13 protein-coding genes are annotated in these 14,349 nt (G+C 34.8%); 4 read left to right on the top strand and 9 right to left on the bottom strand.

What is annotated here, in order from left to right; all coding sequences use genetic code 11:
- Positions 1–52: 52 nt before the first annotated feature.
- The 6 genes from IGJ50_RS05300 to IGJ50_RS05275 all read right to left on the bottom strand — a co-directional run bounded on the left by IGJ50_RS05300 (position 53) and on the right by IGJ50_RS05275 (position 7,600).
- On the bottom strand, positions 53–2,521 hold the full coding sequence (locus tag IGJ50_RS05300) for an HAD-IC family P-type ATPase (RefSeq protein ID WP_429949226.1): 2,469 nt from the start codon (positions 2,519–2,521) through the stop codon (positions 53–55).
- A gap of 437 nt (positions 2,522–2,958) precedes the next feature.
- Entirely contained in the window at positions 2,959–3,786 is an 828-nt protein-coding gene (gene nadE / locus IGJ50_RS05295; RefSeq protein ID WP_069639807.1) for an ammonia-dependent NAD(+) synthetase, read from the bottom strand.
- 14 nt (positions 3,787–3,800) lie between these two features.
- A complete protein-coding gene (locus IGJ50_RS05290) occupies positions 3,801–5,273 on the bottom strand; it encodes a nicotinate phosphoribosyltransferase (protein WP_069639806.1) in 1,473 nt (490 codons plus the stop codon).
- Positions 5,274–5,353: 80 nt separating this feature from the next.
- Entirely contained in the window at positions 5,354–5,764 is a 411-nt protein-coding gene (locus IGJ50_RS05285; protein WP_069639805.1) for a GtrA family protein, read from the bottom strand.
- Between the two features lie 99 nt (positions 5,765–5,863).
- Positions 5,864–6,496, bottom strand: coding sequence for a response regulator (locus tag IGJ50_RS05280; protein WP_204638579.1), 633 nt, complete (start codon positions 6,494–6,496; stop codon positions 5,864–5,866).
- A 12-nt stretch (positions 6,497–6,508) separates the two neighbouring features.
- Positions 6,509–7,600 (bottom strand): sensor histidine kinase, encoded by a 1,092-nt coding sequence (locus IGJ50_RS05275; protein WP_207121231.1) that lies wholly within the window; start codon positions 7,598–7,600, stop codon positions 6,509–6,511.
- A gap of 121 nt (positions 7,601–7,721) precedes the next feature.
- Here IGJ50_RS05275 and IGJ50_RS05270 point away from each other — a divergent pair, with 121 nt between their 5' ends.
- Genes IGJ50_RS05270 through IGJ50_RS05260 form a run of 3 tightly spaced genes read left to right on the top strand, consistent with a single transcriptional unit; the run spans position 7,722 to position 10,991 of the window.
- A complete protein-coding gene (locus IGJ50_RS05270) occupies positions 7,722–8,654 on the top strand; it encodes an ABC transporter ATP-binding protein (protein WP_069639803.1) in 933 nt (310 codons plus the stop codon).
- 14 nt (positions 8,655–8,668) lie between these two features.
- Positions 8,669–9,817, top strand: a complete 1,149-nt coding sequence (locus tag IGJ50_RS05265; protein ID WP_429949223.1) for an ABC transporter permease — start codon at positions 8,669–8,671, stop codon at positions 9,815–9,817.
- A complete protein-coding gene (locus IGJ50_RS05260; protein ID WP_429949221.1) occupies positions 9,804–10,991 on the top strand; it encodes an ABC transporter permease in 1,188 nt (395 codons plus the stop codon). The genes IGJ50_RS05265 and IGJ50_RS05260 overlap by 14 nt, the downstream gene beginning before the upstream one ends.
- Before the next feature lie 52 nt (positions 10,992–11,043).
- On the opposite strand, the gene IGJ50_RS05255 is transcribed toward IGJ50_RS05260, so the two are convergent.
- Entirely contained in the window at positions 11,044–11,400 is a 357-nt protein-coding gene (locus IGJ50_RS05255) for a DUF1827 family protein (protein WP_429949220.1), read from the bottom strand.
- Positions 11,401–11,550: 150 nt separating this feature from the next.
- Here IGJ50_RS05255 and IGJ50_RS05250 point away from each other — a divergent pair, with 150 nt between their 5' ends.
- On the top strand, positions 11,551–12,309 hold the full coding sequence (locus IGJ50_RS05250; RefSeq protein ID WP_429949218.1) for a MerR family transcriptional regulator: 759 nt from the start codon (positions 11,551–11,553) through the stop codon (positions 12,307–12,309).
- Positions 12,310–12,436: 127 nt separating this feature from the next.
- On the opposite strand, the gene IGJ50_RS05245 is transcribed toward IGJ50_RS05250, so the two are convergent.
- Both IGJ50_RS05245 and IGJ50_RS05240 read right to left on the bottom strand, forming a co-directional pair.
- Entirely contained in the window at positions 12,437–13,084 is a 648-nt protein-coding gene (locus IGJ50_RS05245; protein ID WP_207121235.1) for a hypothetical protein, read from the bottom strand.
- A gap of 100 nt (positions 13,085–13,184) precedes the next feature.
- Positions 13,185–14,036 carry an HAD family hydrolase gene (locus IGJ50_RS05240; RefSeq protein WP_207121236.1) on the bottom strand — a complete coding sequence of 284 codons (852 nt, stop codon included), beginning with the start codon at positions 14,034–14,036 and terminating at the stop codon, positions 13,185–13,187.
- Positions 14,037–14,349: the final 313 nt, after the last annotated feature.

The following is a 14,349-nucleotide window of genomic DNA, read 5'->3' as shown; positions in this document are numbered from 1 at the left end:
GAAATATTTATTAAAAAAGCCAGGACATTAATTCGTCCTGGCTTTTATCGTATTAAATCACTCGTTTAGTTTTTTTGTTTTTTCTATGCTCTTTTCTTTTTTCAACTTCATAGATCGCTCTTGTCATAAACAAAGAGATATAGTTAAAGATCGAGCGACTTCCCAGAATCAATGGCAAGTAGAAGAAAACATTTCTTGTAAATAAAGGTGTCAGCATAAAGAAGTCTCCGAAGAATAAGAAACAAGCAATAAAAGCGATTAAAAGCATACCGATCATTAATTGCTTTTTCAAATCTAATGGTCTAGCAGCTCTCAGTAATACTTGGAATCCTACACAACCTGTAAGCAGCACGCACATTGTCGACACCTCTTGATGTGATAGTTCAAACAAAATACCTGCCAATTGTAACACTAAAATATTGAAGACCACCGTCAAAGCTCCTGGCACTGAAATACGCAAGATATTTGTTAAAAAATGACCTTTTATTCGTTGATAATTAGGCTCTAATGCCAAAATAAAGGAAGGAATACCAACTGTTAGTGTATTGATCGGCGTTAATTGTAGTGGCGCAAATGGATAAGGCAAAAATAAAAAGATGAATGTGACCGCCAATATAGCTGAGTAAATTGTTTTTACCATGTACATCGACGCCACCCGTTCAATATTATTGATCACTCTTCGACCTTCATTCAAAACTTGGATCATCGAACTAAAGTCAGAATTAAGCAGCACAACATCGGATACCGCTCGAGCCGCATCGCTTCCGCTAGCCATTGCGACACTTACATCCGCTTCTCGTAGTGAAAGAATATCATTAACTCCGTCTCCTGTCATACAAGTTGTATGGCCATTTTGTTTTAAAGCTTGAATCAATTCTCTTTTTTGATAAGGAGTCACTCGACCAAAGACGGTTGTTTTTTCAACTAATTCTTTGAAATCAGCGTCTTCTGAAATTTTGCTCATATCGACAAAATTTTCTGCCCCAGCGATTCCCGCTTGTTTAGCTATTTGTGATACCGTAATAGGGTTATCACCCGAAATAACTTTTAAAGTGACATCTTGCTTTGCAAAATACGAAAATGTGTCCACAGCATTTTCACGAATCGTATCGGCAATAATGAAGATCGCAACCGTCTCTTTTTTTGTTGGCAACACAGGACTCGTTAATTCGTCAGAAAAATGAACTAAAATTAAGACGCGGTCTCCTTGTTCGTTATAAGGAGCCAACTTCTCTTTTAAGTCTTGCGGAACATCAGAATAGATGAATTCTGGTGCGCCCATTACAAATGAACCTTTTTCCTCAAACGTGACACCACTCCATTTCCGATCAGAAGAAAATGGAATCACTTCTTTGACTTTCCAATTAGATTGCGTTAATGGAAATCGAGTTCTTAAAACTTTAGCTGTTGCATTTTGATCAGATAGGCCTGCCATCATTTCACTCATCGCCCGCTCGATTTCACTAGCTGGAAAACCTGCTTGAGGAATCAATTCTTTAAACGTTAAACTACCATCTGTAATAGTTCCAGTCTTATCTAAACAAATTGTGTCGACACGAGCAAGTGTTTCAATACAAGATAAACGCTGAATCAACGTTTGTTTTCTGGCTAAATTCGCAGCACCTACAGCAAAGGCTACACTGGTCAACAGCATCAAGCCTTCTGGAATCATACTGATCAAGGCCCCTGAAACACCTAAAACAGTTTTCGGAAAGGACTGCGTTGATTGATATTGGGACCAAAATAATAGCAAACCAATTGGGACAATTGCAAAAGTCAGTCCTTTAATCAACAAATTAAGAGAATTCATCAATTCAGAAGTTGATGGCTTTTCAGTTTTTGCTTCTTTCGATAACTTAGAGACAAAGTTATCTTCCCCAACAGCTGTGATTTGAACAAAACCTAAACCTGAGGTAATAAAACTACCACTCATGATTTTGTCACCATTTTGCTTTGTGATTTTATCAGACTCACCCGTTAAAAGAGATTCATCAACCTCCATCCCTTCCGCTTGGAGCACAATACCATCAGAAGGAACTTGATTTCCTAAAGTTAGAACTAAAACATCGCCTAAAACAATTTCATCTTGAAAAATTTTTGTCACTTGATTTTCTCTGACTGCCATTACTTCATTTTTATTGACGATCGATAATTTATCGATTGTTTTCTTTGCATGAATTTCTTGAATCACACCAATTGCTGTATTGATGATAATGATCCAGAAGAATAAAGCATTTTTAGGATAACCTACAGCAAAAACAGCTGCCGCTAAAAACAAGTTGATGAAATTAAACAGTGTTAAAGAATTATCTAAAATAATCTGTTTTGTAGTTCTAGAAAGATCTTCCCCTTCCTTATTGTATTTTCCTTCAGCATACAGCTGTTGCACTTCTTGATTAGATAGTCCTTTTATAGTTGGTGGAATCCGAATATCATTATTATTTAGTGATTGTGGCTTTATTTCAGATGAAAGAAACTCCTCGCTATCAATATCTCTTTTTCGTTTTAACAATTTTCTCATACTTTCGTTCACCTTTTTCTTGCTAATATTACTTCAATTGTAGAGTATTTTAGCGTATTTTTCTGGCACCTGATTTAAGTTTACACTTTTTTTAACCATTTGAACAAAATGAAGGTGCTTTGATTAGTAATGGAATATAAAAAAAGAAAGGCTAAAATTCTAGTCTTTCCTTTTTATCATTTTTTGCTTGTCTGTGTTCGAGCAATGTCCATGCTACAGATTACAGTATAGTGAAAAATAGTTCGATCCACTCACTCCTTATTGGAGTGAGACATCGTGCGGTCAAGTATAAATGTCTGACTGCATGCATTTCAATGAAAAATTTGCTAATCATCCCTTTTTTCTCTATTATTTTGGTGCGGATCTCCCAATGTTTTCATGGTCACTTAGGGTCCGCACCTAGAATTATCTATTCATTCGCCTGCTAGCTTAAGAGCTTACTTCCAAAAAGTATCAAAAATCGAAATCGGCATATGACGCTTATGCTGAGTTTTTTTATACCAACCTTCTATCGTTTCTCGCGCTTTATCCGACACCGTTTTTCCTTCAACATAGTCATCAATATCATCATACGTCACACCAAGGGCTACTTCATCAGCCACTAAAGGTTTGTCATCTTCTAAGTCAGCAGTCGGTATCTTAGTATACAGTTCAGCTGGTGAACCTAATTCTTTCAGCAACGCTTTCCCTTGACGTTTATTTAAGCGGAATAGTGGTAAAATATCCGCTCCGCCGTCCCCATATTTTGTGTAAAAACCAGTAATATTTTCTGCTGCATGATCCGTTCCGATTACAGCACCGGATTTTTCTCCAGCAATTGCATATTGAACGATCATTCTTTGGCGAGCTTTCATATTCCCTTTATTAAAATCTGTGATTGAAACCTCTGATTCTTCCAAGGAACTAACACAAGCATCAATCGCTGGTTTGATATTTACTCGCAAAGAATTATCTGGTTGAATAAACTCTAACGCTTTTTTAGCATCCGCTTCATCTGCCTGCTCACCATAAGGTAAACGAACAGCTACAAATTGATAGGCTTCATCTTGTGTTTCTCTTCGCATTTCTTCCATTGTTAATTGAGCTAATCGTCCAGCTAAGGTAGAATCTTGCCCTCCACTGATTCCTAGTACAAAGGTCTTTAAAAAAGGGTATTTATATAAATAACTTTTCATGAATTCAATGCTTTTTCGAATCTCTTCTTGCGGATCTATTTGTGGCTTTACACCTAATTCTTCAATAATTGCCTTTTGCAATGACGCCATAAAAATCCCTCCTATTATTTACCTTGACTTAACGCTTTTACATCTACTCGAACTTTTTCCAGTAAACGCATTTTATGGTTCCAGCACTCAGTTGATAAATCTACTGGATATTTTTGAGGATTTAGGTCCCGTTTGTATTCTTCCCAAAGTGAATCAAGATTTTCTTTTGCGTAACTTTTGATTTCTTCCAGAGTAGGCATTTCGTAGACACGTTTACCAGCAACAAAAATATCTTGTAAAACTGCTCTTGCTTCGAAATCTCTAACGGTTTTATTGATGAAGGTATGCACTGGATGGAACATATAGATTTCCTCTTGCTCACGAGGATCTTCATCCCATAAAGTTACATAATCCCCTTCAGATTTTTTATCTGATTTACGTGTGATGCGCCACACCTGTTTTTTGCCAGGTGTTGTGACTTTTTCAGCATTGCTAGAAAGTTTGATCGTATCTTCCATTTGTCCATTTTCGTCTTCAATCGAAACAAGTTTAAATACCGCACCCAATGCTGGTTGATCATAGGCTGTAATCAATTTTGTACCAACGCCCCAAACATCAATTTTAGCTTTTTGCATTTTTAAACTTAATATCGTATTTTCGTCTAGATCATTTGAGGCGTAGATTTTTGCCTCTGTATATCCTGCTTCATCTAGTTGTTCACGAACTCTTTTTGAAATATAGGCCATATCACCACTATCAAGACGAACACCAAGAAAGTTGATCTTATCTCCCATTTCATTCGCGACACGAATAGCACTCGGTACCCCTGATTTCAAGGTATCATAGGTATCCACTAAAAAGACGCATTCTTTATGCGTTTTAGCATAAGCTGTAAAGGCATCGTAATCATTGCCATATGACTGCACTAATGAATGAGCATGTGTGCCGCTCACTGGGATACCAAAAACCTTTCCTGCACGTACATTACTGGTAGCGTCTGCTCCACCAATATAAGCCGCACGAGTCCCCCAAACAGCTGCATCTAATTCTTGTGCACGACGCGTACCAAATTCCATCAACGGATCTTCTCCAATTACTGATTTGATACGAGCGGCTTTTGTTGCAATCAGCGTTTGAAAATTGACCATATTCAGTAAAGCAGTTTCAATCAACTGACATTGTGCTAAAGGACCCTCTACTTGAATCAATGGTTCATTATTAAAGACTAAATCCCCTTCTAATGCAGAGCGAACCGTGCATTTAAATTCAAATTCTTTGAGATAGGTTAAAAAGTCCTCAGGGTACGCTTCAACCTCTCTAAGATAAGCAATATCTGTCTCCGTAAAAGTTAGATTCTCTAAATAGTCCACTAATCGTTCTAAACCAGCAAAAATGGCATAGCCATGATTAAACGGCATCTCACGAAAATAACATTCAAAGACTGAATGCAAATCCGCTCTACCTAATTGCCAGTAGGTTTGCATCATGTTAATTTGATATAAATCCGTATGTAATGTTAATCCGTCATCATCGTAAACTTTTGTCATCTCAGTGTACCACCTTTTATTTTTCTAGAATTTTAATTTCTATTATACCAAAAAACTATTTTTTTAACTAAAAACTACTTTTAAGATGTTTTCTTATTAAAAATAAAAAACTTGCTGAAAAAGTAATTCAACACGACTACTGCCACTTGAGTCGCCATTTTTGACCAAAAATCCGAAATATTTAAAACTTCTATCATTAAAATCATCAATGCCATATCGATAACAAAAGACAAAATACGATACCAGTAAAAAAGCAGTATTTCCCTAACAAAAGAACCTAGATCATCATGCTTACTGCCAAAGACAAAATACTTGTTTGTAAAAAAGGCGAATAATACAGATAAAAACCAACTGATTGCATTACTGATTTTATAATCGATTCCTAACATGTCTTTACAAATAAAAAACACCACAAAGTTAACAATTGTCGTTGCCACGCCAAACGCTATATAAGAAATCACTTCCTTATATTTATAAATCAATTCTTTCAACACATACGCTCCCTTTCATTGCTCTTTTTATTTTATCAAAGATAGAAGAGAAATCCTACTGCTTTTCAATTTCCGTATCATCAACTATAGCGATTAAGTTTATTTCACATAGATATTTTTATAGTAGAAAACAGCTAGCTGGGTTCGATCTCTTAATGCTAACTTTTCTAATAAACTACTGATATAATTTCTGATAGTTCCCTCACTTAAATGTATTTTTTCAGCGATTTCTTTATTGTTCAATCCTTCTGCAATTAACGAGAGGATCGATAAATCTTTTTCATTCAATTTAAGTTCTTCTAAACAACCATTTTTTTCAGTTTTTAATAATTGTGGCAATCGATCCATGATTGTATGCCCAAAAACGGATTGGCCATTTTTAACTGCTTTGATTGATGGCACAATAGCTTCTAAGTCCTGTTTTAACAAATATCCTTTCACACCGATTCTAAGAGCTTCGACGATATATTCATCGTCTGAAAACGTCGTTAACAGTAAAATAGAAGCTTGTTCTTCTTTTGCTAATATCTCTGTAGCAGCCTCTATTCCAGTTGACTCACCCATCCGAATATCCATCAATAAAATATCTGGATGCAGTGTTTCATACAATTCAACCGCTTGTGTCGCATTGTTTCCTATCCCTATTACACTAATTTCACCACTCGCTTCAACAATTGTTTTGAGTGAAGTGGTCACTAATAAATCATCATCTACAATCAATAATCGAATCATTTCTTAAACCCCTTATTTTGGCAAGACCGCTAGTACTGAAAAGCCAATTTCTTTTCGACGATAGCTTAATCTTCCTCCTAATTTTTTAATTCTTTCTTGCATACCAATCAAACCGATCCCTATTTCATTTGGATTTTTACTTTGATTCTGAGTGCCATTATCCTCTATTGTTAATTTATAAAAACCTGGATGATCTTGAAATTCAATGACTACTTTGTCCGCATTACTATGTTTCATTACATTAGCCAGTGATTCTTTGATTAGCATTAAACAGGCCAATTTATATTCTTTGCTGATACGTTCAGAGAAGGCCCCAATTAATTGTACCTCGCAAAAAGTAAAGTTTTGCACTATATTTTGACATGCTAATGCCAAGCTCAGTGACTCATCATGTAAATCATGAACACTTTCTCGAATACTATTCATTCCTTCAGTGATTGTTTTTTGAAGCTGATCTAATGGTTGTTTTAGCTTGTCTTCTTGGTTGATTGCTTTAAGCGCTCCTGTCTGCAATAATGCGCTTGAAAGTAAGTGCCCTACATTATCATGGATATCTCGAGCAATTCTATTTCGTTCATTTGAAAGCTCCAAATCAATCTTTATTTCTTGTTGTTTGATCAAGTCAGAATTTTGTGCTTCAAATGAAAAATTATTTTCGTAGTTCTCTTCTTCTAATAAAATATAATTATTTCGTAGCGTATACTCTTTCGTAGTAAGAACAGCCAAATATCCAGCTAGCCCGCATAAAAGTAAAAGATACATCTTTAAACTACTTGAGTACTCATTGCTATATAGCAGAAAAGCTACAATCAAGCCACTATTTAAAAGAGATACTTTTTTTCCCTCTTCCAACATTCCATCATAAAAAAGAATCGGAATAAAATACGCATATTCTAACCACCAAGCTGCACTAATCATCAAGGTCAAAAGACCGAAAAAAGAAAATTTTGGTTTTTTAATGACCCAAAGAAAAATATCTAGCATCATCGTGACTAAAATAAAAAGGACCATTTCAGTTTGATACGTTTGATTGATCAGGATGATTGTACATAAACCTAACAAAAAAACTTTATCCACTATATTGCGCATTTTAAATTTATCCATCATTCTCTCCAAATTCGTTTATTGTATGACAAATGTCACATCGATATAGGAAAATATTCACTTATATCTTTATATAGTATAGGTTATAGTTCTATTATAAAGAAAAAAAGGAGAATTTCATATGATAATCGAAATAAATGATCTTGTAAAAAGGTATGGAAAATTAACCGCCCTAAATCACTTTAACCTAAAAGTAAAGCAAGGAGATATATTAGGCCTGCTTGGTCCTAATGGTTGCGGGAAATCAACCGCAATCAACTGTATACTTTCATTGCTATCTTACGACAAAGGTGACATCAAACTCTTTGGAGAAAAGATGTCTCCAACTCGATACGATATCAAAAAAAGAATCGGCATCGTCCCACAAGAAGTGGCTGTTTTTGACGAGTTGACTGTAATTGAGAATATCGATTATTATTGTGGACTATATATTACCGATAAAAAAACTAGAAAACAGTATATTACAGAAGTTATTGCACTAGTTGGTCTGGAAGATTTTATCACCTTTCTCCCTTCAAAATTAAGTGGTGGCTTAAAACGCAGGCTGAATATTGCCTGTGGCATCGTGCATAAACCTGAACTTATTTTTTTGGATGAACCCACAGTAGCAGTCGATCCTCAAAGCCGAAATAAAATTTTAGACAGTATCAAAGAACTGAACCGTCAGGGTGCCACAATCGTCTATACAACCCACTATATGGAAGAAGTCGAACAATTATGCAATAACATCGTAATCGTCGAAAAAGGACAAGTGATAGCAGAAGGCACTAAAGAACAGTTAAAAAGTATGATCAAGGTCAACGAAAAAATTGTGATCGAAATCCCTGATTTTCCTACAGCGGTAAAAGAAAAATTATTACAGCTTCCAGGTATTATCGAGATTACGTATGACAACGTTTTTGCAACCTTGAATACAGAAGAAAATAAAGCAGTGTTTGCTCAAGTACTGCACTTACTAGAAGAAAATCAAATTTCATTTGGTAACTTTTATACCCAACAACCAACCCTTAATGACGTCTTTTTAGAAATAACTGGCAGAGAATTAAGAGATTAGAAAGGAGCCCTCCTATGTTTTGGCATTTATATCATTATCGTTTAAAGATTCAAGCAAAAAATAAAGTGCTACTATTTTGGTCACTCATCTTCCCGCTACTCTTAGGCCTTTTTTTTACTGCGGCATTTAGTAACTTAGATACATTGAATACAGTGAAAAAAATCCCTGTTGGAATTGTCATTAGTGATAATAACGATTCTCAAAATACGGAATTTTTTATCAAAACAGTCGAAGAAATCAAATCGAATGATCAAAAAATGTTTGCGTCAGTCGTATTATCAAAAGAAACAGCTGCTCAGCACTTACTTGATGAAAAAATAGCTGGTTACTATACTTTGTCAGCTGAAAATCTCTCGCTGACAATCAATAAACAATCAATTCAACAAAATGTTTTGAACTCATTTATGAATCAATTTATTCAAAGTAAATCAATATTGAGAACCTTAGAAAAAGAAAACCCTGCGCTCTTAGCTTCATCAATTACAGAAAAAATAGGTCAAACCAATAATTATATTTCAGTAAAAAATGCAACAGCTTCAAAAGGAAGCCAAAAAAGCTTCTTCTTCTTTACCTTGATTGGCATGAGTTGTATGTTCGGTATGTTCTGGGGGATCGTTACCGCCAATGATGAGCAAGCTAACCAATCTGCTAATGGCATTCGCATTAGTATGACTCCAAAAAACAAACTGTTTATTGTCCTAACTAACTTAGCTTCTTCCTTTACCATATTTGTCACTGAATTGTTTTTTATCCTAGGATTCAGTCATTTCGTTTACGGAGTAGATTTTGGTGACCGCTGGCTTTTGATTTTACTGACTTGTTCGCTAACAGCTGTTACCGCCATCTCATTAGGTGTTTTGTTAGGTAATCTTTTAAAAGTGCCACTCAATCAAAAAATTTCACTTGCAGTAACTTTTCAAATGACCTGTAGCTTTTTAGCTGGTATGATGTCTCCAGATATCAAACTTTTAGTCAATCAACATCTTCCTTGGTTAAATGCTATTAACCCAGTAAACCTTGTTAGTGAGGCGTTATATAAGCTTTATTATTATCAAAATATCGACAGCTTCTACAATAATATTCTCAACCTAAGCATACTGACAGCAGTCTTTATCACACTTAGTGTTATTTATGAAAGGAGAGTGCAATATGTCAGTCTTTAAAGCTACGTTTAGTATTATGAAAAAGAACTTAGGTACTCTGGTTCTTGCATTGGCGATCAGTTTAGGGATATCATTTGCTTATTCAAGTTCTTTTTCAACAGATTCTAAGGAAACTGAACTTGCTAAAATGAATGTTGTCATTTTCAATAAAGATCAAGGTAGTATAGCGAAACAATTAGAAAACTACCTAAATGAAACGATGAATGTCGTCTCATTAAAAGATACGCAAGAAACGATCGATGACGCTTTATTTTTTGGAAAAGTTGATTATGTCCTGACAATTCCAAAAACATTCTCTCACTCGCTCAACCAAGGCCAATTATCAGATTTGATGATTCAAGTTAAACCAGATAACTTCAGTCAGGTTTATGTAGATTCAGTCATTAATAATTACCTATCAACATATCAATTTTATCAAGAAGCCTTTCCTGAAAAATCTGAGACAGACCTTATAAAATTGACTACAAAAAACGTTAAAACTGCTGGAAAAATCAACTTTGACTCTTCTTTTAATCAATTGAAAAAGAATCGGGCTTCAAGTAAAGTGTTTGGTGTACTAGCCTATACGATGTTTATGACTATTTTTAGTGCGATTACGCTAGTAAGTTTAGCCTTCAACCGAAAAGAGATCAAGCAGCGAAACAACTGCTCTCCTTTTTCAAAACGAAAGTTTTCACGGCAACAGTTTCTTGTACAATTTGGATTTTGTTTGATCATCTGGGTACTATTTGTCAGTCTCGTACTGTTTGTTACAAAGAGTAGTTTTGATTATTACACCTTTTACTTTATTTTGAATACGCTCCTATTATTTATCTTAGCGGTCTCTTTCAGTAACCTCATTGGCGGAATCATTGGCAATCCAGATATGGTTTCTGGGATCAATAACGTATTTATTTTAGGGAGTGCTTTTGTCAGTGGCATATTTGTGCCTGCTGAGATTTTACCGGATATCGTAACGAAAATAGCTTCTTTTACCCCAAGTTATTGGTATATGAGGAACTGTACTTTGATTGGAAATACTAGCCAATTCAATAATGATTTTCGTACAAGCTTTCTATTCAATTCGCTTATTCTGATTATTTTTGCCTTCATCTTTTTCCTACTAGCAATGATAACAAGAAAAGAGCAACTTAATTTGAAGCTTGCTTTGAAAAAAACAACTACTGAAAATTAAAAATGACTCCTTGTAGAGCGCTGTGTGTTAAGCTTTCTACAGGGAGTCTTTTTTATGATGGATCAACCGTCTTCTGGATGACAATGATATCTTTTCTAGGAGCACTAAAAGTATAGCCTTTTTTCTGCATTTCATTTTTAATACCAATATGAACAGTCACCGCTTCTCTATTCGTATTCAGCAGTTTTTTGATGACATAATCCACTTCATTTTTAGTAATTTTCTTTTTGGTATTGATCATGATGATATCGATTTTATCAAATGCATCGGCATAGACAATCTGAGTTCGATCTAATGCATACAATTTAAAAAATTTAATCGCTTTGGACCCAAAAACAAATTTTGTGATGTTAGGATAAAAATACTCCAAATCTAAATTCTTCTTGATTGGTGTTTCAATTAGTTTCATTTGCTCACTTCCTTTTTTATCTTGATCACTTTACATAAAATTTTACTCTTTCATGCGTACTTTGTAAATCTAAAATTATGTATCGTTTAAAAAAACTTGACCTTCACGTTAAGTAAAGGTTTATGCTAGATTCATACAGGAGGGAAACAGATGGAATACACAATAAAAAAAATAGCTGAACTATCTGGAATCAGCACTCGCACGTTGCGTTATTATGATGAGATCGATCTACTAAAACCAGCTCGTATCAATTCTTCTGGTTATCGTATCTACGGCAAAAAAGAAGTCGATAAGCTGCAGCAGATTCTTTTTTACCGATCGTTAGAGATGAAACTAGAAGAGATTCAAAAAATACTGGCCGCACCCGACTATGATCCTAAACACGCACTACAGGTTCATCATCAGCAATTATTGGATAAGCGTCGACAACTCGATCATCTGATCCTGACTGTAGAAAAAACACTACGTTATCAAAAAGGAGAAATAAGCATGACTGACAACGAAAAATTTGTAGGTTTCAAGCAAGAAAAACTACAAGAAAATGAACAAACCCATGGGAAGGAAATCCGAGAGAAGTATGGTGAAAATACAGTGACAGCGTCTAATCAAAAATGGTTAAATTTAAGCGAAGATGATTTCATTGGTATGGAAATAGCTGAAAAAGAACTTATTATTGCTTTAAAAATCGTGATGGAAACGAAAAATTATGGCTCTCAAGAAGCGGAGGCTGTTTTCTTGAAACATAAAGAATGGCTGAATTATACATCACCAAGCTATTCGCCTGAAATGCATCGAGGTCTAGGTCAGATGTATGTGGAAGACGAACGGTTCGCGACTTATTATAATGAACGAGCAGGCGCACAAGCTGCAGAAACCTTAAATAAAATCATTCAGCACTTTGTGAAATAGCCCCTTGGGTTTGTCTTGTAAAAGCAAAAAAAGTGTTTGGGACTCCCAAGCACTTTTTTTGCTTTATCTTGATCAATCAAACTCACTATTCCATCTACCTATAAGCTACTCAATTAGGATATCGCTATCAAGGTGTTCCAGAAAAATAAACGAGAATTCCTATTATCGCTAAAACAATAAACATTGTGATTGCAGATTTGATTCTTCTTTTATTTCGTTTCATTATGAAATTAGTATTCTTTAGCATTTCCTTCTTATAGTTATCTGAGTGCTTGATTTGTGTAATATCATAATAAAAAAAATGTAATGGCTGTTCCAACATTTTTTCATCGAATTCCAATTCATCAGTAAACCCAACTAATAATGTATATTGTCTAATTTTCGATGGAAAATTTCTGGCATTTTTCTTTTTTAGTTTAACAAACGACTCTTGACCGTTCAGAAAGTAATATGCCTGATCATCTTCCTGAATTTCGATTGCTTCTATTTTGTGAAATTCTGTTGGTAATTGTGCTTTGATCTGTTGAAAATATGTTTCAAAAGTGTCCGTACGTAAAAAACGCAGTAAATAAAAGGCTAAGCCCGCCTCGATAAAAAATAATACAACCAACAACCATCGAACAATCGATTCAGATAAAACAAGACCCGTTGATGTCACTAGCATCACCGCAAGCAGAATGAAAAAATACTTTTGATAATTTTTCATATATAGCTGTTTAATCCCTGATTGATAATACTCTAAATCATGTTCAATATTCTCTTTTGTTTCTTTCATTACTACTCCCCCAAGTATAAATCTATTTACTAATTAGTTTGCACCCTTTTATTTTATTACAAAAAAGTTGACTCGTCATTATTTAATAGAACAGACTGTTTTACTTAATGATTTCATTAAAAATAAATTGCCCAACACCACCGTCTAAACAGTCTCCAACAACATGCTGACATTGTTGTTTAACGATTTCTTTAGCATTTCCAACAGCCACTGGGACGTCAACAACGTCTAACATGGCTAGATCATTTTCACCATCGCCTATGCCGTAACTTCGCGCATTCGGGTAATTTGTCATAAATTCTTTGATTGCATTCCCTTTGCTACTTTTTGTATCCACAACTTCCAAACATTGAGTAAATGAAGAAAAAACATCGACTGATTCACCACGTAACAACTCACGTAATTTTTCATGTTCTTGATCACTAGCTTCCATCAATTCAATTTTCATCACTTTCAGTTCTGGGTGTTCCATTAAATGATGAAGCGGATCTTCTACATGTTGACATTGTTCTTTAAAAAAGGCTTCTTTAAAATCCATGATCTGTTTTCCAGTTTCTCCCATAGATTCAAGCTTTTCTCTTAGCGCTAAGATATTCGTTGTGTAGTTTTCAACATCTTTTAAAATAATTCCTTCATTTGTATGAATATGATAAAAAATGTTTCGTGCTTCTAAAATAGTTAGTACCTGCTCACATACACTTAATGGTAAACAGTGATTATATTCAACAGGCTCACCGACCAACTTGCGACCACCACCGTTACTAAAGATAACATCACATTCGCTGTCTAATTCAACCATCAATTCTGACAACTGTGCATACCCTCTTCCACTGATAAAAACAAAATGATCTCCCTGTCTTTGTAGGGCATAAATTGCATCATAATTGATTTGTGGTACTTCACCACCGAGATCCTGAAATGTTCCGTCTATATCACAAAAAACAACATTCATCTGTTAAACTCCTTTTTCTTATCGGCCTATTTCTTTTGATTATTCTGTAATAGGAGGCCTTTTTATTTCAACTATATGAGTATATCATAATTTATCTTTCATTTTTTTTAAATTTATGGATCCTCACCTTCAAAAATGCAATGGTAAATTGTTTGCTGCCTAAAGTGCGCCTGTTCAAGTAACGAATCAAAATCAGTTACTTGTACAGGCGCACTTCGTTACGTATTCATAAAATTCTTTGTTTTATAATGGTTTAAGCACTGCTTATTATAATTTCCCTAGCAAACATACTACCATTTTGTTAACGTGAGGT

This window comes from Enterococcus sp. AZ101 (assembly GCF_050499005.1).
In the GTDB taxonomy this organism is placed as follows: domain Bacteria; phylum Bacillota; class Bacilli; order Lactobacillales; family Enterococcaceae; genus Enterococcus_L; species Enterococcus_L ureilyticus.
The sequence above is the reverse complement of the archived record's forward strand: the minus strand, read 5'-3'. Positions and strand labels throughout refer to the sequence as shown.

Bases quoted from the DNA above. Each gene is read 5' to 3' on its own strand.
- IGJ50_RS05240 (WP_207121236.1), bottom strand. From the start codon at position 14,036: ATGAATGTTGTTTTTTGTGATATAGACGGAACATTTCAGGATCTCGGT.
- IGJ50_RS05290 (WP_069639806.1), bottom strand. From the start codon at position 5,273: ATGACAAAAGTTTACGATGATGACGGATTAACATTACATACGGATTTA.
- IGJ50_RS05280 (WP_204638579.1), bottom strand. From the start codon at position 6,496: ATGATTCGATTATTGATTGTAGATGATGATTTATTAGTGACCACTTCA.
- IGJ50_RS05255 (WP_429949220.1), bottom strand. From the start codon at position 11,400: ATGAAACTAATTGAAACACCAATCAAGAAGAATTTAGATTTGGAGTAT.
- IGJ50_RS05265 (WP_429949223.1), top strand. From the start codon at position 8,669: ATGTTTTGGCATTTATATCATTATCGTTTAAAGATTCAAGCAAAAAAT.
- IGJ50_RS05275 (WP_207121231.1), bottom strand. From the start codon at position 7,600: ATGGATAAATTTAAAATGCGCAATATAGTGGATAAAGTTTTTTTGTTA.
- IGJ50_RS05260 (WP_429949221.1), top strand. From the start codon at position 9,804: ATGTCAGTCTTTAAAGCTACGTTTAGTATTATGAAAAAGAACTTAGGT.
- nadE (WP_069639807.1), bottom strand. From the start codon at position 3,786: ATGGCGTCATTGCAAAAGGCAATTATTGAAGAATTAGGTGTAAAGCCA.
- IGJ50_RS05300 (WP_429949226.1), bottom strand. From the start codon at position 2,521: ATGAGAAAATTGTTAAAACGAAAAAGAGATATTGATAGCGAGGAGTTT.
- IGJ50_RS05245 (WP_207121235.1), bottom strand. From the start codon at position 13,084: ATGAAAGAAACAAAAGAGAATATTGAACATGATTTAGAGTATTATCAA.
- IGJ50_RS05270 (WP_069639803.1), top strand. From the start codon at position 7,722: ATGATAATCGAAATAAATGATCTTGTAAAAAGGTATGGAAAATTAACC.
- IGJ50_RS05250 (WP_429949218.1), top strand. From the start codon at position 11,551: ATGGAATACACAATAAAAAAAATAGCTGAACTATCTGGAATCAGCACT.